Genomic DNA, 18,092 nt, shown 5'->3' with positions numbered 1-18,092 from the left:
TGCCAGAACCTCACCCGTGCGGGTGAGGAACTCCGCGCCTGTCTTCCCCAGGCGCAAAGCCGAACGCGATCAAGCCTTCGGGCGGGGAGACGGCACGGCCTGCTTGCCCGTCGGCGCCAACCCGGCCACCTTTGGCGTGGAGCATTCCACATCGGCGTTCTGGGCACGATGGCGCAAGGCGTGATCCATCAGCACGATCGCCAGCATGGCCTCGGCGATGGGCGTAGCCCGAATACCGACGCAGGGATCATGGCGACCGTGGGTGTTCACGACAACCGGCTCCCCGGCCTTGTTGATGGAGTGGCGATCGAGACGGGTGCTAGACGTAGGCTTGATGGCCATGCTGACCAGGATGTCCTGCCCAGTAGAGATCCCGCCCAGCACACCACCCGCATTGTTCGACAGGAAGCCTTCCGACGACATTTCGTCCGAGTGCTGCGTCCCGAGTTGAGCGACGCTGGCAAAACCGGCACCGATCTCCACGCCCTTCACCGCGTTGATGCTCATCATCGCGTAAGCGATGTCGGCGTCGAGACGATCGAAGACGGGCTCACCCCAGCCAACCGGCAACCCCGTTGCAACGACATTGATCCGCGCACCGACAGAGTCGCCGGACTTGCGCAGATCGTCCATGTAACTTTCGAGTTGCGGAACGATGGCCTGATTCGGTGCAAAAAACGCGTTGCCGTCCACCTCGCCCCACGACACGAAGGGAATGTCGACGGGGCCAAGCTGGGCCATGTAGCCCTGAATCACCACGCCATAGCGCTCCTGCAGCCACTTGCGCGCAATCGCTCCAGCCGCCACGCGCACCGCGGTTTCACGGGCGGATGAACGGCCCCCGCCGCGGTAATCACGAATGCCGTACTTCTGCCAGTAGGCGTAGTCGGCGTGCCCCGGACGGAAACTCTCGGCGATGTTGCCGTAGTCCTTGGAGCGCTGATCCTGGTTGCGGATCAGCAGCGCGATGGGCGTGCCGGTCGTGACGCCCTCGAAGACCCCCGACAGGATCTCGACCTCATCCGGCTCCCGACGCTGGGTCACATGCCGGGAAGTACCCGGCTTGCGCCGATCCAGCTCGGCCTGGATGTCGGCCTCACTGATCTTCAATCCCGGCGGACAGCCATCCACCACACAGCCAATGGCGGGGCCATGGGATTCGCCGAAGGAAGTGACGCTGAAGAGCGTGCCAAGGGAATTACCGGACATGGAGAGACTCGCGGAGACAGAAGATTAAAGACTAGGCAAGTAAGGCGGCGGAGTCTAGCACGCCGCCGGCACGAGGCCGGCAGCGCGTGGGAGACGTATTACTTGAAGAACTCGTCCAGACGGCCGAACACCGGATGTTCGCCATCGTGCTGCTTCACATACAGGACATCCTCCAGCTTCTCGACCTGCCGGATCATCTTCTCGAGGCGCTCATCCTCGAAAATCAGCAGCCAGATGCGGCTGGTTTCGCCGGAGCCGACCGGCATGCACAGGATGCCTTCCACATTGAAAGCCCGCCGGGCAAACAGACCGCAGATGTGGCTCATCACCCCCGGGTGGTTGGCCACGCCCAGTTCCAGGACTACCTTCTTGAAGCCCGTATGCTCGGGCACATCGGGAATGTATTCGGAAAGATTGGTGTTTTGTTCGGACATCGTGTTCTCTCCTGCGGGCTCAGCCGATCATCTCGGAGTTGGCGGCGCCCGGCGGCACCATGGGGTAAACGAACTCGTTCGGGTCGATGGTTGCGTGGATCAGGCAGGGTCCCGGTGTGTTGAGCGCCTCGGCCAGCACGGCTCGGGGATTCGGCGCCGGATCCAGATCGACCGCACGCATGCCAAAGCCGTCAGCAATCTTCAGGAAGTCGGTGGGACGCTCGTAGCGGGATGCCATGATGCGCTTGCCGTAGAAAAGATTCTGCTGCTGATGCACCAGCCCCAGGGACTGATTGTTGAACAGCACGATCTTCACGTTGGCATTTTCCTGGGCCGCGGTAGCCATTTCCTGAATGTTCATCTTCAGGCTGCCGTCACCGGAGAAGCAGACCACCGTGCGCTCGGGCTCGGCCAGCGCCGCACCGATCGCTGCCGGGAAGCCGAAGCCCATGGTTCCGAGGCCGCCGGAGTTGAGCCACTGGCGGGCACGGCGGAACGGATAGGCCTGCGCAACCCACATCTGGTGCTGGCCCACGTCGCTGGTGATGATGGCACTGTCGTCCAGGCAGCTGGCCACCGCATGGATGAGGCCATACGGCGAACGGGGATTGTCCACACCGGGCATGGCCAACGGGAAGCGCCCCTTCAGGCTATCCACATGCGACAGCCAGCGCTTGCGCAGCTGGGGCTTCACACGCGGCAGCAATTCGGAGAGCACCTGCCCCACATCCCCGGCAATCGCCACATGCGCCGTCTTGACCTTGTGCAGCTCGGAACGGTCGATGTCGATATGGATGATCTTGGCGTTCGGACAGAACTCGGCGGTCTTGCCGATGGCGCGATCGTCAAAACGGGCACCGACACAGATCAGTAGATCGGCCTCTTCGAGGACGTAGTTGGTGTAACGCGCACCGTGCATGCCCAGCATGCCCAGGGACAGGGGATGATCCATCGGCATGGCGCCCAGCGCCATCAGCGTCATCGTGGTCGGCAGGGAAGCCTGCTCCGCCAGCGTCACCGCGAGCTGCGAGGCGCCGGAGTGGATCACGCCACCGCCGAGGTAAAGCACGGGGCGCTCGGCCGCCTCGATCATTTTCGCAATCTCTTCGATCGCACCGATGTCGAAGCTGGGCGCAGCATCGGGCACCACCACGTCGGGGTATTCCTCGAAGCTCACCATCTGGTTCTGCACATCCTTGGGCACATCCACCAGGACGGGGCCCGGCCGGTCGGACATGGCGATACGGAAGGCAGCCGGGATTGCCGTCAGCAGTTCCTTAGCGGAACGCACCAGGAAATTGTGCTTGGTGATGGGAATCGTGAGCCCGTAGGTGTCCACCTCCTGGAAGGCATCCGTGCCGATCATCGACAGCGGCACCTGGCCGGTCAGCGCGATGATGGGAATGGAGTCCAGCTTGGCATCGGCGATCGCAGTGATCAGGTTGGTCGCTCCAGGACCGCTGGATGCTAGGCACACTTCCGGATGGCCGGACACGCGTGCCATACCCTGAGCGATGAAGCCCGCACCTTGTTCGTGACGACACAACACATGATGAATCTGCTCGCTCTTGGACAGCGCGTCATACATCGGAAGGGCCGCTCCGCCGGGAACGCCAGCGATAGTGCGGATACCCTGCCGTTCGAGCAGCTTCACGATCAGGTCTGCTCCAGTCATTTGCATCATCAAAATTCTCCTTGAGGCTTTGGGAGCCGTACAACGTTCCGGGCCGGGGGACAAAAAACAAAACCCCCGCCGGTTGCGCGCCGGCGGGGGTCTGAAAATTCTTTACCGATTACCTACGGACCCTTACGACGCGCGTACACCTACGCTTACTACGCGTACTACAACTACGTCGACAGGCAGGGAACGGGCGATCAGGTTCATGAGGTCATATACAAGACTAAGTACGGATTATTCTTCACATCCAATCAAAAACACAAGCTCTTTTTTTGACAAGTCATTCATTCACCTGCCCGGTATCCCGCAAGACACGCCGGAGGATCTTCCCCACGTTGCTCTTGGGCAAGGACTCCCGAAACTCCACGAAACGGGGCACCTTATACCCGGTCAGCCCAAGCCGGCAGTGATCGATCAGCGCTTCGGCGGTCAGGGTCGGGTCCTTGCGCACAACGAAGATCTTCACGGCCTCCCCGGAATGCTCGTCCGGCACGCCGAGCGCGGCAACCTCCATCACGCCTGGATGGCTTGCCACCACATCCTCGACCTCGTTCGGATAAACATTGAAGCCGGACACGAGGATCATGTCCTTTTTGCGATCCACGATACGCACGAAACCATCGGCGTCCATGGTTGCCACATCGCCGGTACGCAGGAAGCCATCCGACGTGAAAGCCCGGGCAGTATCCTCCGGGCGCCGATAGTAGCCCTTCATGACCTGCGGCCCCTGCACGCACAATTCACCTGCCTCGCCGAGCGCCACCTCCTTACCTTCATCGTCACGCAAACTGACCGAGGTGGATGAAATCGGCAAGCCTATGGAGTGATTGAACTCGGGCAAATCCAGCGGATTGATGCAGACCGCCGGGGAAGTTTCGGTCAGGCCGTAAGCCTCTGCCAGAGGCTTGCCGGTCACCTTCCTCCAACGATCGGCCACACTCTGCTGGACGGCCATTCCGCCACCCAAGGCAATCTTCAGCGCCGAGAAATCCAGCCGGGCAAACCCCGGATCATTCAGCAGCGCATTGAACAAGGTGTTGACCCCGGTGATCACAGTAAAGCGATGACGCGCCAGTTCTGCCACGAACCCCGGAATATCCCGCGGGTTGGTAATGAGCACGTTTGTCGCACCGATCTTGAAGAAGGTCAGGCAGTTCGCTGTGAGGGAAAAGATGTGATACAGGGGCAAGGCCGTTACGATGACTTCAGACCCAACCCTCACATAGGGGCTGATCCACGCGTGAGCCTGCTGCAGGTTTGCAACGATGTTGCCATGGGTCAGCATGGCCCCCTTGGCCACCCCTGTCGTCCCACCGGTATATTGAAGATAGGCCAGATCATCATGATCGACGGCCACGGGCTGGAGCTCGTGCTTCCGTCCTAGCTTGAGTGCGGCGCCGCAACTCAAGGATCCTGGAAGTTGCCAGGCCGGCACCATTTTCCGCACGTGGCGAATCACAAAATTCACCATTGCCGACTTTGGAAAACTCAGCAGATCCCCCAGGCCCGTCACCACCGCATGGCGCACTGAGGTACGTGCGATGACATCCTGAAGCGTATGGGCGAAATTCTCGACAATGACGATAGCTTCGCAACCCGCATCATGCAGCTGATGCTCAAGCTCCCGAGCCGTATATAGCGGATTGACATTCACCACCGTACAACCAGCCCGCAAAACCCCAAACATTGCGACAGGGTACTGAAGGCAATTCGGCATCATCAGTGCAATGCGGGCCCCCTTACCCAAACCGAGCTCACCCTGCAGATAGGCAGCAAAGTCACGGGACTGGCGATCCAGCTCCGCGTAACTCATGGCCTTACCCATGCAGACGTAAGCAGTGTTCGCCCCAAAGGCGCGAACACTCTTGTCAAACAGATCGACAAGGGAAGAGAACTCGTTCGGATCGATTTCCGCAGGTACGCCGGAGGGATAACTCTTTAGCCAGACTTTATCCATATTGCCTCCTTCGCCGTTGGTCACATAGCCCTGCGACAGACGAGGCATTGCACCTCACCCAACGAACCCCGCTCGAGCGCTCCGACCACGAGACGTGGTCGGCAACCAACGTACTTCCGGCTGTGGTGCGCATGTTTCATTCTATGGCGCACCTTGCAGCGACCGGCATGCAGCCCATGCCTCGCCCTGAACACCGACCGCTACCGCGCCCCTGAGCGGCGCGGCTTCAACATCACATCACGCCTGATCTTCTTCCGCCGGCCAGTTGCGGATGTAGTTTTTCAGCATGCGATTCTCGAAACTTTGCTCTTCAAGCACAGCTTTCGCCACATCGTGAAAGGAGACGACACCCAACAGAACAGTATCGTCCATCACAGGCAGATAGCGCTGGTGGTGCTCCACCATTTGCCGACGCAACTCGTCCATCTCCATGTTGGGAGCAGCCACAACAGGCGTCGTCAGCATCGCGTCGGCGACGGGAAGGTCTTGCCAAGCGGCGCCGGCCTTCTGAGTGCCCAGCAACACCTCCCGGAATGTCAGCAATCCCGCCATGCGCCCCTTATCGAACACCACCAGAGATCCGACATCCTGCTCCGTCATGATAGCCACAGCCTCGGAGAGTGCCTTGTTCGGCGCAATGGTGAAAAGGACCTTACCTTTGATCGCGAGAATTTCACTGACCAGCATTTTTTCGTTCCTATGGGGAGCACCAAATGTGCTCGTAAATGATTACTGCACGCGATGGTATTCGATTGCAGAGGCAGCGAAAAGTCCGCAGGTATCAGGGCCTTCCCTTACATGGTGTACATATGAAGGAATCTGTTCATTTTCAATACACGATGCCGGCGACCGCCTAGAGAGCTCAGCGCTCCAAGAGCTTCAGCTTGTCCTTCACTCCGCGCCACTGGTCCGCGTCGGCAGGAGGATCCTTGCGCTCCACGATCGGCGTCCACTGCGCAGCCAGCTCCGCATTGAGAGCAATGAATCCTTGCTGGTTAGCCGGCACATCGTCCTCAGCGAAGATGGCCTCAGCAGGACACTCGGCCACACACAAGGTGCAGTCGATACACTCTTCCGGGTCGATGACGAGGAAGTTGGGCCCCTCTCGAAAACAATCCACCGGACAAACATCCACGCAGTCGGTGTACTTGCAACGGATGCAGTTCTCAGTAACAACATAAGTCATGGGGCGTACTCCTATATGTCTTGGCACTGGATTGACATCCGCGGATACTGCTCGGGGACCAACTCACGCCGTCAAGTAGTTTAGGGGCTGAAATATACCCCATTCGTCACGCTGAAGGCGGCCCTCGCCGTAGGCTGATGCAATCCTCCCGTCAAGGTTGACAAGAATAGGCACTACCACACTTTAGCCAAGTAGGCGAGAAAAATGCTTTTCTTGCAAAGCAAGATTCGCTAGCATGCCCACGCTGTCATCCTGTTGCACAGGTTGTGTGGCTTTGGCACGCCCTTCCCTCACCTGCAACGCCACCCCCTGAATGTACGAGGCACCATGAGCGAACACATCCATTACGTCACCGACGCCAACTTCGATGCGGAAGTACTCCAGTCGCCCAGCCCTGTCCTCGTCGACTACTGGGCGGAGTGGTGCGGTCCGTGCAAGATGATCGCCCCTATCCTCGACGAAGTGGCCAAGGAATACGAAGGCAAGCTCAAAGTGGCCAAGCTGAACATCGACGAGAATCAGGACACCCCTGCCAAGTATGGCATTCGTGGAATCCCGACACTCATGCTCTTCAAGGGCGGCAACATAGAAGCCACCAAGGTTGGAGCCCTGTCTAAGTCTCAACTGGCCGCGTTCATTGACAGCCACATGTAAATCAGGTTAAGTTACAAAAATTCCACATTGGTACCGGAACTATCTTAGGACAGGTTCCGGTCCCCAGGTGCAGCTCTGGCACCCTGCCGCTGCACACATAGTGACAACTCTGTCGCGCCTAGATCTCCTAATTCCCTACACCTCCCCTCACCGCTGCCTGCCATGCAACTCTCGGAGCTGAAGTCCCTCCATGTTGGTCAATTGCTTGAAATGGCCATTGCCAACGAAATTGAAGGCGCCAATCGCCTGCGCAAGCAGGAACTCGTCTTCGCACTTCTCAAGAATCGCGCCAAGAAGGGGGAGCCCATCTACGGTGACGGAGTCATGGAGGTGCTGCCCGACGGCTTCGGGTTCCTGCGCTCTCCGGACACCTCTTACCTAGCAGGCACCGACGACATCTACGTTTCCCCCAGCCAGATTCGACGCTTCAATCTCCACACTGGGGACACCGTTGAGGGTGAGATCCGAACGCCCAAGGACGGCGAGCGCTACTTTGCGCTGGTCAAGGTAGACAAGGTCAATTTCGAGCCTCCTGAGGCATCGAAGCACAAGATTCTTTTCGAGAACCTGACTCCTCTTCATCCCAATCAGTGCCTGAAGCTGGAGAGGGATATCCGCGGGGAAGAGAACATCACCTCCCGAGTGATCGACATGATCTCTCCCATCGGGAAGGGGCAGCGGGGGCTTCTCGTTGCACCCCCAAAGAGCGGCAAGACGGTGATGCTTCAACACATCGCCCACTCCATCACGTCGAACCATCCGGATGTCGTCGTGATAGTGCTGCTGATCGATGAACGCCCCGAGGAAGTCACGGAGATGCAACGCTCGGTCAAGGGCGAAGTCGTCGCCTCCACCTTTGACGAACCCGCCATCCGGCACGTACAAGTGGCGGAAATGGTGATTGAAAAGGCCAAGCGTCTCGTTGAGCACAAGAAAGATGTCGTCATTCTGCTCGACTCCCTGACACGCCTGGCCCGAGCATACAACACCGTCGTCCCTGCCTCCGGCAAGGTTCTGACCGGTGGTGTGGACGCAAACGCCCTGCAGAAGCCCAAGCGCTTCTTCGGCGCCGCCCGGAATATCGAAGAGGGCGGCTCTCTGACGATCATCGCCACAGCCCTCATCGATACAGGCAGTCGCATGGATGATGTCATCTACGAAGAGTTCAAAGGTACCGGCAATATGGAAATCCACCTGGATCGCCGTATGGCCGAAAAGCGGGTTTATCCTGCCATCAACGTTAACCGCTCTGGCACCCGTCGCGAAGAACTTCTTCTCAAAGCCGATATACTTCAAAAAGTCTGGGTTCTTCGCAAGCTCCTTTACGGCATGGATGACATCGACGCAATGGAGTTCTTGCTCGACAAGATCAAGGCAACGAAAAACAACAATGAGTTTTTCGATGCAATGCGTCGAGGCTGAACCAACTACGTAACAGCCTCACCATACAAAAAGGCCGCATTCTCATGTGGCCTTTTTGCTTTCTTTTCAGCTGCGGTATTGACCGAACAGAGACCCGTATAGGTCAGGCCACGCGATACTGGCTGTTCAGGTCCCAGCAAACGCTTCCCCGGTCACAACCGCTGAAGCAAATGCCTCAGCAGGTGTCTTCATATCCAGAGCCCAATGAAGGTGTTGGTGGTTGTAGAACTGAATCCAGTCGCCGATCACATGGCTGGCGTGCTGCAAGGTTTCGACGCGGTGGCGGTGGAAGCGTTGCGCCTTCAGCGTGCGAATCATCCGTTCCACCAATCCATTCCGCGATGGCGGTATAGGGCGTGATGAACACTTGCTTCAATTGACCAGCACCGTGTAGCAGCGGCTGGTGAAACCCCGGATCGTCCCGATCACGTCTCGTCCTCGCCCAGCAGGGACTGCCATTTTCTCGAGCCCGCAGCGCGTTTTCCATGCCCGGGCCGGCTTCATCAATCCAGGTTTCGATTTCGGACGGTGGTGCGCAAGACATTCGGGTCGTTACGCGGCTGTATGGTGATACGGTAAGGGTTGCGCGGGTTCGGGCGGGTGTTCTTGGTTCCGAATTTCCAATACAAAAAGCCCCCGCAGAGAACTCTGCGGGGGCTTCGATGGGTTAGTCTGACGATGACCTACTTTCACGCACGGCTGTGCACTATCATCGGCGCGGTCTCGTTTCACGGTCCTGTTCGGGATGGGAAGGGGTGGTTCCAAGACGCTATGGTCGTCAGACTATAACTTGTACCGCTCAGGCGCGCTTTCGCGCTGAGCGTCAAAGGGAAGAAGTGTTCTGTGGGGTGTGTGACTGCGCTGTGCGCGGTGTTCATCTTGCACTTTTTTGCAAGGTTATAGGATCAAGCCTCACGGGCAATTAGTACTGGTTAGCTTAACGCATTACTGCGCTTCCACACCCAGCCTATCAACGTCGTGGTCTTCAACGACCCTTCAGGGGAATCAAGTTCCCAGGGATATCTCATCTTGAGGCGAGTTTCCCGCTTAGATGCTTTCAGCGGTTATCTCTTCCGGATTTAGCTACCCGGCGATGCGACTGGCGTCACAACCGGTACACCAGAGATCCGTCCACTCCGGTCCTCTCGTACTAGGAGCAGGCCCCCTCAAATATCCAGCGCCCACGGCAGATAGGGACCAAACTGTCTCACGACGTTTTAAACCCAGCTCACGTACCACTTTAAATGGCGAACAGCCATACCCTTGGGACCGGCTACAGCCCCAGGATGTGATGAGCCGACATCGAGGTGCCAAACTCCGCCGTCGATGTGAACTCTTGGGCGGAATCAGCCTGTTATCCCCAGAGTACCTTTTATCCGTTGAGCGATGGCCCTTCCATACAGAACCACCGGATCACTATGACCTGCTTTCGCACCTGCTCGACTTGTCGGTCTCGCAGTCAAGCCTTCTTTTGCCATTGCACTATCAGTACGATGTCCGACCGTACCTAGAAGACCTTCGTACTCCTCCGTTACCTTTTGGGAGGAGACCGCCCCAGTCAAACTGCCTACCATGCACGGTCCCCGATCTGGATTCACAGACCTAGGTTAGAACCTCAACGACACCAGGGTGGTATTTCAAGGACGGCTCCACCAGAACTAGCGTCCTGGTCTCAGCGCCTCCCACCTATCCTACACAAGTCCCGTCAAAGTCCAATGCAAAGCTACAGTAAAGGTTCATGGGGTCTTTCCGTCTAGCCGCGGGGAGATTGCATCTTCACAAACACTTCAACTTCGCTGAGTCTCAGGAGGAGACAGTGTGGCCATCGTTACGCCATTCGTGCAGGTCGGAACTTACCCGACAAGGAATTTCGCTACCTTAGGACCGTTATAGTTACGGCCGCCGTTTACCGGGGCTTCGATCAAGAGCTTGCACCCCATCACTTAACCTTCCGGCACCGGGCAGGCGTCACACCCTATACGTCCACTTTCGTGTTTGCAGAGTGCTGTGTTTTTAATAAACAGTCGCAGCCACCGATTCTCTGCGGCCTCTTCGCCCTTCGGATGTACTCCTACAAGCTACCGAGGCATACCTTCTCCCGAAGTTACGGTATCAATTTGCCGAGTTCCTTCTCCTGAGTTCTCTCAAGCGCCTTAGTATCTTCTACCTGCCCACCTGTGTCGGTTTGCGGTACGGTCACTCTATGACTGAAGCTTAGAGGCTTTTCCTGGAAGCAGGGTATCAATCACTTCGGTCTCAAAGAGACCTCGTCGTCACGCCTCAGCTAAGCTCTCCGGATTTGCCTAAAGAGCACGCCTACACGCTTAAACCGGGACGTCCAACACCCGGCTGACCTAACCTTCTCCGTCCCCCCATCGCATCATAGAGCGGTACAGGAATATTGACCTGTTTCCCATCGACTACGCATTTCTGCCTCGCCTTAGGGGCCGACTCACCCTGCGTCGATGAACGTTGCGCAGGAAACCTTGGGCTTTCGGCGAGGGTGCTTTTCACACCCTTTATCGCTACTCATGTCAGCATTCGCACTTCTGATATCTCCAGCATCCTTTACAAGACACCTTCACAGACTTACAGAACGCTCCCCTACCATCTCTTACGAGATCCGCAGCTTCGGTTCATGGCTTGAGCCCCGTTACATCTTCCGCGCAGGACGACTCGACTAGTGAGCTATTACGCTTTCTTTAAAGGGTGGCTGCTTCTAAGCCAACCTCCTAGCTGTCTATGCCTTCCCACCTCGTTTTCCACTTAGCCATGTATTTGGGACCTTAGCTGGCGGTCTGGGTTGTTTCCCTCTTGACGATGGACGTTAGCACCCACCGTCTGTCTCCCGTGTATCACTTTCCGGTATTCGGAGTTTGCTATCGCGGGGTAGATCGCAATGACCCCCCCAACGATTACAGTGCTCTACCCCCGGAAGTGTCCGCACGAGGCACTACCTAAATAGTTTTCGGGGAGAACCAGCTATTTCCAAGTTTGTTTAGCCTTTCACCCCTATCCACAGCTCATCCCCTAATTTTTCAACATTAGTGGGTTCGGACCTCCAGTGCGTGTTACCGCACCTTCATCCTGGCCATGGATAGATCACTTGGTTTCGGGTCTACGCCCAGCAACTGAATCGCCCTTATCAGACTCGCTTTCGCTACGCCTCCCCTATCCGGTTAAGCTTGCTACTGAACGTAAGTCGCTGACCCATTATACAAAAGGTACGCAGTCACCCCTTGCGAGGCTCCCACTGTTTGTATGCATGCGGTTTCAGGATCTATTTCACTCCCCTCCCGGGGTTCTTTTCGCCTTTCCCTCACGGTACTGGTTCACTATCGGTCGATCACGAGTATTTAGCCTTGGAGGATGGTCCCCCCATCTTCAGACAGGATTTCACGTGTCCCGCCCTACTTGTCGCACGCTCAGACCCGCCGGCTACTTTTCACATACGGGGCTATCACCCACTATGGCCAAGCTTTCCAGCTTGTTCTGTTAAGTAACCGGTTTAGTCGTGCAGGCTCATCCCCGTTCGCTCGCCACTACTTGGGGAATCTCGGTTGATTTCTTTTCCTCGGGGTACTTAGATGTTTCAGTTCTCCCGGTTCGCTTCCACTGACCTATGAATTCAGTCAGGGATACCTCAAAAGAGGTGGGTTTCCCCATTCGGATATCGGGGGATCAAAGCTCCATTGCCAGCTCCCCCCCGCTTTTCGCAGGCTTGCACGTCCTTCATCGCCTGTGATCGCCAAGGCATCCACCACATGCACTTTGTCGCTTGATCCTATAACGTTGCACTCTGATTGCTCAGAGACAAAGCTATCGACGAACTCGCGCTTGTGCGCATCACCACTGTGCTGGTTCAAAGCCAGCAGTGATGCAAATGCAATCACACAACCCATGTAGCCTCTGTCTCATCAACAGACGCTACACACTTCTTCCACTTTGTTAAAGATCGAACAGTCTTACTGGCAAAAACCAGAACAAAGCACACGCACCGTGCTGCTTTGTTCTGATCTCTGGTGGAGGCAGTCGGGATCGAACCGACGACCCCCGGCTTGCAAAGCCGGTGCTCTCCCAGCTGAGCTATGCCCCCTTTGATCGCTTGGTGGGTCAGGTAGGAATCGAACCTACGACCCCCGCCTTATCAAGACGGTGCTCTAACCGACTGAGCTACTGACCCCCATTACTGTTTCGAGGATCAGCCCAGACAGCCCGACATCAGCCCGCGATGTCTCACTGCCTGACGCCCAGCCTCTCACTGTTCTTTAAAAAACAACCGATAGGTTGTGGATACTCGATTCAGAGGTTTTTCTCTAGAAAGGAGGTGATCCAGCCGCACCTTCCGATACGGCTACCTTGTTACGACTTCACCCCAGTCATGAAGCTCACCGTGGTAAGCGCCCTCCTTGCGGTTAAGCTACCTACTTCTGGTAAACCCCACTCCCATGGTGTGACGGGCGGTGTGTACAAGACCCGGGAACGTATTCACCGCAGCATGCTGATCTGCGATTACTAGCGATTCCGACTTCATGGAGTCGAGTTGCAGACTCCAATCCGGACTACGATCGGCTTTCTGGGATTGGCTCCACCTCGCGGCTTGGCAACCCTCTGTACCGACCATTGTATGACGTGTGAAGCCCTACCCATAAGGGCCATGAGGACTTGACGTCATCCCCACCTTCCTCCGGTTTGTCACCGGCAGTCTCATTAGAGTGCCCAACTTAATGCTGGCAACTAATGACAAGGGTTGCGCTCGTTGCGGGACTTAACCCAACATCTCACGACACGAGCTGACGACAGCCATGCAGCACCTGTGTCCAGGCTCTCTTTCGAGCACCAAGCCATCTCTGGCAAGTTCCTGGCATGTCAAGGGTAGGTAAGGTTTTTCGCGTTGCATCGAATTAATCCACATCATCCACCGCTTGTGCGGGTCCCCGTCAATTCCTTTGAGTTTTAACCTTGCGGCCGTACTCCCCAGGCGGTCAACTTCACGCGTTAGCTGCGTTACTCAATGAGTCTCCTCACCGAACAACTAGTTGACATCGTTTAGGGCGTGGACTACCAGGGTATCTAATCCTGTTTGCTCCCCACGCTTTCGTGCATGAGCGTCAGTACTGGCCCAGGAGGCTGCCTTCGCCATCGGTGTTCCTCCGCATCTCTACGCATTTCACTGCTACACGCGGAATTCCACCTCCCTCTGCCGTACTCGAGTGATGCAGTCACAAACGCAGTTCCCAGGTTGAGCCCGGGGATTTCACATCTGTCTTACATCACCGCCTGCGCACGCTTTACGCCCAGTAATTCCGATTAACGCTCGCACCCTACGTATTACCGCGGCTGCTGGCACGTAGTTAGCCGGTGCTTCTTCTGTCGGTACCGTCATCCCCCCGAGGTATTAACCCGAAGGATTTCTTTCCGACTGAAAGAGCTTTACAACCCGAAGGCCTTCTTCACTCACGCGGCATGGCTGGATCAGGCTTTCGCCCATTGTCCAAAATTCCCCACTGCTGCCTCCCGTAGGAGTCTGGGCCGTGTCTCAGTCCCAGTGTGGCGGATCATCCTCTCAGACCCGCTACGGATCGTCGCCTTGGTAGGCCTTTACCCCACCAACTAGCTAATCCGACATCGGCCGCTCGTATAACGCGAGGTCTTACGATCCCCCGCTTTCCCCCTCAGGGCGTATGCGGTATTAGCGTAACTTTCGCTACGTTATCCCCCATTACACGGCACGTTCCGATGCATTACTCACCCGTTCGCCACTCGCCACCAGGCCGAAGCCCGTGCTGCCGTTCGACTTGCATGTGTAAAGCATGCCGCCAGCGTTCAATCTGAGCCAGGATCAAACTCTTAAGTTCAATCCAAAAACTCCAGAAACCTGACGATTTCTGCAGATACTTCAATTTCTTTGTGGCTTCTGATATAAATCAGTCACCCCTCAAAACCGAGCACCCACACCTATCGGTTGTTCATCTTTTTAAAGAACTGCTGCAGAAGCAGCGAAGAGGTGCGCATTATACAGAGCCTTTTAACCCTGTCAAGCAGTTTGTTTCAGCACTTCGAAACAAACTGCTTAACGCGCCAGCACCGAAACACACAAACCGCTTCAGCACCGCCTCCTCACCCCGTAGCGCCTACTTCGTAACGCGCTGCAGCGAAAGAGCTGCGCATTATAAAGAGTTATCGGAATGCGTCAACACTATTTGGAAAAATAATTTCACGTACAGGATCGCACTAAGAAGACCTAACAAAATGAGTTTTCCGCGCAGTTCAGTTTTCGCCAGCAAATAAGGCTGCAGGCGATCTTGATAAAGGCTTCGTGAATGACGGCCAATCGCTCGAATCGAACCCGCAGGCGTCGGTAATTGTGGAGCCAGCCGATGGTTCGCTCGACCACCCAGCGGGTTTTGCCCAAGCCGCTGCCGTGCGGCGTGTTGCGCCGGGCGATCTCGGTCTTGATGCCTTGAGCGTGAAGGGGCCGGCGGTACTTGTCGTGATCGTAGCCACGGTCGGCCTGGATGATGCGGGGCTTGGAGAGTGGGCGCCCCCGCTTGCCACGAATAGGTGGAATGGCTTCGACCAAGGGCAAAAGTTGGGTTACGTCGTTGCGATTGGCGCCGGTCAGGATGACCGCCAACGGAATGCCCTGCGCTTCGGTGATCAGGTGGTGCTTGGAGCCGGGGCGTGCGCGATCGGTGGGATTGGGTCCTGTTTTTGACCCGCACCCACAGCACGAATGGAGGAAGAATCGACGATGCAACGGGACCAATCGATCCTGTCGGCCGTGCGTAAGCGAGCCAGCAGTACCTCATGCAGCCTGTCCCAGACACCCGCTTCCTGCCAGGCACGCAGGCGCCGCCAGCAACTCATGCCCGAGCCGCAGCCCATTTCCTGGGGCAGCATCTCCCAAGGGATGCCGCTTTGCAGGACGAACAGGATGCCGGTCAGAACCGCTCGATCATCGAGCGGCTTGCGCCCCGGATACTTGTTCCGACGGGGCTTGGCGGGAGGTAGCAACGGTTCGATCAAGGCCCACAGATCGTCGTCGAGAAGTGCTTTGGCCATGTCCTCTATTCAAAGAAACAAGGCCGAGGTTAACGAAATTCGACCATCGTGAACAGGGGCGAATGGGTCTTTTTGTTAGAGCTTCTAAGAAGCTGGCGATCGAACGACCTCAAAACGGCGGCTCACTCGCAAAACGTAAGAGCTGGCCATTCACCGGGTGCGGAACGGCAAGGCCAGCCGCATGTAGCAGCAAACGCGACGTCGCCGTTCGCTCAGCTACGCCGGCATACAGATCATCGCCAAGAATGGGGTGCCCGATTGCCATCATATGTACACGTAGCTGATGAGATCTCCCCGTGACAGGAGTAAGTTCAACACGACTTGTGCCGGATGCAATATCACGCCCCAGAACTAGGTAGTGCGTTAACGCGGGCTTACCCAGTTCCCGATCAATTTTTTGCCTGGGCCGGTTCGGCCAATCCACGATGAGGGGGAAGTCCACTACCCCCTCATCCTCATCCAACCCGCCCGCAACAACCGCAACATACCGCTTGCCGACCAGCCGCTGCTGAAACGCGATACTCAGCTGTCGCTCCATATCCCGCCCCATTGCCATGACAACCAACCCTGACGTTGCCATGTCCAAACGATGAACAATGCGAGCGGCGGGATAGACAGCCTGCACGCGAGACGCAAGACAATCCATGCGTTCAGCCCCACGCCCGGGCACCGTAAGCAACCCAGCCGGTTTGTCCAGCACGAGGAGGCTTTCGTCCTGAAATACAACCCTCGGCATCCCGAGGGGAGGAGCATAGACGACGGGGGAAGGCGACAACGCAGCACTACACATCAAGATCCACCCTCTTTAAGCGGGAGCTGGATTCTGGCACACCTCGCCTTCACGACGCGCCCAGCACGACCCAAAACCCCCTCGAACATCCACCTGGAACATGCGCACCGAATTGCGGCACAGGCAAATCCCCATGACAGTGCCAACGCACCGAAGCAGTGCATTTTGTTTGAGTCGAACTGTAAACCCTTTTGTTTACTATGATTTTTTATTTGGCATGCTTTTAGCTATACCAAAAGTGGTATCTCTGCTTCACAACACAATAGGCGAGCGCTAATGGCCATCACAAAATTCTTCAATGAAATGACAGCGGATGATGGGAGTGTCCGCGCGCATTACGCTGGCTATGCCGCGTGGTTGAAAGATACTCCGGCGGACCGCATTGAACGCAAGAGAGCAGAGGCGGACGCCCTCTTCCACCGATACGGCATCACCTTCGCTGTTTACGGCGAAGAGTCGGGTACGGAGCGCCTGATCCCATTCGACATCATTCCCCGCATCATCCCGGCAAAGGAATGGAAGAGCCTGGAAGCGGGCCTGCGTCAACGCGTCAAAGCGCTGAACACCTTCATTCACGATATCTACCACGACCAGGAAATCCTGAAAGCCGGGCACATTCCCGCCGACCAGGTACTGAAGAACGCACAGTACCGCCCGGAAATGCAGGGCGTTAACGTCCCTTGCGACATCTACGCACACATTGCGGGCGTCGACGTCGTACGCGCCGGTGCCGGCGAGTTCTACGTACTTGAAGACAATCTGCGGGTGCCGTCGGGCGTGTCGTACATGCTCGAAGACCGCCGCATGATGATGCGCCTCTTCCCCGAGCTCTTCGCGAGGCACCGCGTAGCCCCGGTCGAGCACTATCCGGACATGCTGCTGCATACCCTGCGTAGCGTTGCTCCGGTTGGCGTGGCAGACCCCACAGTAGTCGTGATGACGCCCGGCGCATATAACAGTGCGTATTTCGAGCATGCCTTCCTGGCACAGCAGATGGGCGTGGAACTGGTGGAAGGACAGGACCTCTTCGTCGAGGACGAGCAGGTCTTCATGCGCACAACCCAAGGCCCGCGCCGCGTTGACGTGATCTACCGCCGCGTGGATGACGACTTCCTGGATCCCCAAGCATTCCGCAAGGACTCCATGATCGGCGTTCCCGGCCTGCTGAAAGCCTATCGGGCCGGTCGCGTCACCCTCTCCAACGCCATCGGCACAGGCGTGGCGGACGACAAGTCCATCTATCCTTACGTTCCCGAGATGATCCGCTTCTACCTCGGCGAAGAGCCCATCCTCAACAACGTTCCGACCTACATGTGCCGCAAGCCCGAGGATCTGGCCTATACCCTCGCCCACCTGCCCGAACTTGTCGTGAAGGAAGTGCACGGCGCCGGCGGCTACGGAATGCTGGTCGGCCCTGCGTCCACCAAGGAGCAGATCGAGTCGTTCCGCAAGCACCTCGAAGCCAATCCTGAAAAGTACATTTCACAACCCACACTGGCTCTTTCGAACTGCCCGACCTTCGTCGAAAGCGGTATCGCACCACGTCACCTGGATCTACGCCCGTTTGTGCTGTCCGGCACCGAGATCCAGATGGTCCCGGGTGGTCTGACTCGTGTCGCCCTGCGCGAAGGATCGCTGGTGGTGAACTCCTCGCAAGGCGGGGGCACCAAAGACACCTGGGTACTGGAGGCCTGACA

12 protein-coding genes, 2 tRNA genes and 3 rRNA genes are annotated in these 18,092 nt (G+C 57.0%); 3 read left to right on the top strand and 14 right to left on the bottom strand.

Annotated elements, in window-relative coordinates; all coding sequences use genetic code 11:
* Positions 1 to 69: 69 nt before the first annotated feature.
* The 6 genes from aroC to fdxA all read right to left on the bottom strand — a co-directional run bounded on the left by aroC (position 70) and on the right by fdxA (position 6,464).
* Positions 70 to 1,209, bottom strand: coding sequence for a chorismate synthase (gene aroC, locus AC3QL2_RS19100; RefSeq protein ID WP_493233133.1), 1,140 nt, complete (start codon positions 1,207 to 1,209; stop codon positions 70 to 72).
* 98 nt (positions 1,210 to 1,307) lie between these two features.
* A complete protein-coding gene (gene ilvN, locus AC3QL2_RS19095) occupies positions 1,308 to 1,643 on the bottom strand; it encodes an acetolactate synthase small subunit (protein WP_493233134.1) in 336 nt (111 codons plus the stop codon).
* 19 nt (positions 1,644 to 1,662) lie between these two features.
* Positions 1,663 to 3,327: an acetolactate synthase large subunit gene (ilvB, locus tag AC3QL2_RS19090; protein ID WP_493233135.1), complete on the bottom strand. Its 1,665-nt coding sequence runs from the start codon at positions 3,325 to 3,327 to the stop codon at positions 1,663 to 1,665.
* A gap of 274 nt (positions 3,328 to 3,601) precedes the next feature.
* The gene (locus AC3QL2_RS19085) at positions 3,602 to 5,278 is read right to left on the bottom strand and encodes a long-chain-fatty-acid--CoA ligase (RefSeq protein WP_493233151.1); all 1,677 of its coding nucleotides are present in this window, start codon (positions 5,276 to 5,278) and stop codon (positions 3,602 to 3,604) included.
* 237 nt (positions 5,279 to 5,515) lie between these two features.
* Positions 5,516 to 5,965: a CBS domain-containing protein gene (locus tag AC3QL2_RS19080; protein WP_493233136.1), complete on the bottom strand. Its 450-nt coding sequence runs from the start codon at positions 5,963 to 5,965 to the stop codon at positions 5,516 to 5,518.
* 175 nt (positions 5,966 to 6,140) lie between these two features.
* Positions 6,141 to 6,464, bottom strand: a complete 324-nt coding sequence (gene fdxA, locus AC3QL2_RS19075) for a ferredoxin FdxA (RefSeq protein WP_493233137.1) — start codon at positions 6,462 to 6,464, stop codon at positions 6,141 to 6,143.
* 327 nt (positions 6,465 to 6,791) lie between these two features.
* Here fdxA and trxA point away from each other — a divergent pair, with 327 nt between their 5' ends.
* Positions 6,792 to 7,118, top strand: coding sequence for a thioredoxin TrxA (gene trxA, locus AC3QL2_RS19070; protein WP_493233138.1), 327 nt, complete (start codon positions 6,792 to 6,794; stop codon positions 7,116 to 7,118).
* A gap of 162 nt (positions 7,119 to 7,280) precedes the next feature.
* Positions 7,281 to 8,540, top strand: coding sequence for a transcription termination factor Rho (rho, locus tag AC3QL2_RS19065; RefSeq protein ID WP_493233139.1), 1,260 nt, complete (start codon positions 7,281 to 7,283; stop codon positions 8,538 to 8,540).
* 126 nt (positions 8,541 to 8,666) lie between these two features.
* Here the strand turns inward: rho and AC3QL2_RS19060 are convergent, their stop codons facing one another.
* The 8 genes from AC3QL2_RS19060 to AC3QL2_RS19025 form a co-directional block, all read right to left on the bottom strand.
* A complete protein-coding gene (locus tag AC3QL2_RS19060) occupies positions 8,667 to 8,858 on the bottom strand; it encodes an integrase core domain-containing protein (RefSeq protein WP_493240418.1) in 192 nt (63 codons plus the stop codon).
* A 352-nt stretch (positions 8,859 to 9,210) separates the two neighbouring features.
* Positions 9,211 to 9,323 (bottom strand): 5S ribosomal RNA (gene rrf / locus AC3QL2_RS19055).
* Between the two features lie 118 nt (positions 9,324 to 9,441).
* A 23S ribosomal RNA gene (locus tag AC3QL2_RS19050) occupies positions 9,442 to 12,324 on the bottom strand.
* Positions 12,325 to 12,560: 236 nt separating this feature from the next.
* Positions 12,561 to 12,636: transfer RNA gene (locus tag AC3QL2_RS19045), tRNA-Ala, on the bottom strand.
* Positions 12,637 to 12,646: 10 nt separating this feature from the next.
* Positions 12,647 to 12,723: transfer RNA gene (locus AC3QL2_RS19040), tRNA-Ile, on the bottom strand.
* A gap of 137 nt (positions 12,724 to 12,860) precedes the next feature.
* Positions 12,861 to 14,398: ribosomal RNA gene (locus tag AC3QL2_RS19035) — 16S ribosomal RNA — on the bottom strand.
* Together the 16S, 23S and 5S rRNA genes with 2 tRNA genes alongside form the textbook arrangement of a ribosomal RNA operon.
* Positions 14,399 to 14,784: 386 nt before the next feature.
* A protein-coding gene (locus AC3QL2_RS19030; RefSeq protein ID WP_493240282.1) for an IS5 family transposase occupies positions 14,785 to 15,605 on the bottom strand; the annotation gives its coding sequence in 2 pieces (ribosomal slippage) (positions 14,785 to 15,257 and positions 15,257 to 15,605; 822 coding nt in all).
* Between the two features lie 109 nt (positions 15,606 to 15,714).
* Positions 15,715 to 16,341: a pseudouridine synthase gene (locus tag AC3QL2_RS19025; protein WP_493236252.1), complete on the bottom strand. Its 627-nt coding sequence runs from the start codon at positions 16,339 to 16,341 to the stop codon at positions 15,715 to 15,717.
* Between the two features lie 330 nt (positions 16,342 to 16,671).
* On the opposite strand from AC3QL2_RS19025, the gene AC3QL2_RS19020 reads away from it, so the two are divergent.
* Positions 16,672 to 18,090 carry a circularly permuted type 2 ATP-grasp protein gene (locus tag AC3QL2_RS19020; protein WP_493236251.1) on the top strand — a complete coding sequence of 473 codons (1,419 nt, stop codon included), beginning with the start codon at positions 16,672 to 16,674 and terminating at the stop codon, positions 18,088 to 18,090.
* Positions 18,091 to 18,092: the final 2 nt, after the last annotated feature.

This window comes from Zoogloea sp. GW822-FHT05C07 (assembly GCF_058800215.1).
This window is presented reverse-complemented; position numbering and strand designations above follow the sequence as displayed.

Bases quoted from the DNA above. Each gene is read 5' to 3' on its own strand.
- aroC (WP_493233133.1), bottom strand. From the start codon at position 1,209: ATGTCCGGTAATTCCCTTGGCACGCTCTTCAGCGTCACTTCCTTCGGC.
- ilvN (WP_493233134.1), bottom strand. From the start codon at position 1,643: ATGTCCGAACAAAACACCAATCTTTCCGAATACATTCCCGATGTGCCC.
- ilvB (WP_493233135.1), bottom strand. From the start codon at position 3,327: ATGATGCAAATGACTGGAGCAGACCTGATCGTGAAGCTGCTCGAACGG.
- AC3QL2_RS19085 (WP_493233151.1), bottom strand. From the start codon at position 5,278: ATGGATAAAGTCTGGCTAAAGAGTTATCCCTCCGGCGTACCTGCGGAA.
- AC3QL2_RS19080 (WP_493233136.1), bottom strand. From the start codon at position 5,965: ATGCTGGTCAGTGAAATTCTCGCGATCAAAGGTAAGGTCCTTTTCACC.
- fdxA (WP_493233137.1), bottom strand. From the start codon at position 6,464: ATGACTTATGTTGTTACTGAGAACTGCATCCGTTGCAAGTACACCGAC.
- trxA (WP_493233138.1), top strand. From the start codon at position 6,792: ATGAGCGAACACATCCATTACGTCACCGACGCCAACTTCGATGCGGAA.
- rho (WP_493233139.1), top strand. From the start codon at position 7,281: ATGCAACTCTCGGAGCTGAAGTCCCTCCATGTTGGTCAATTGCTTGAA.
- AC3QL2_RS19060 (WP_493240418.1), bottom strand. From the start codon at position 8,858: ATGATTCGCACGCTGAAGGCGCAACGCTTCCACCGCCACCGCGTCGAA.
- AC3QL2_RS19025 (WP_493236252.1), bottom strand. From the start codon at position 16,341: ATGCCGAGGGTTGTATTTCAGGACGAAAGCCTCCTCGTGCTGGACAAA.
- AC3QL2_RS19020 (WP_493236251.1), top strand. From the start codon at position 16,672: ATGGCCATCACAAAATTCTTCAATGAAATGACAGCGGATGATGGGAGT.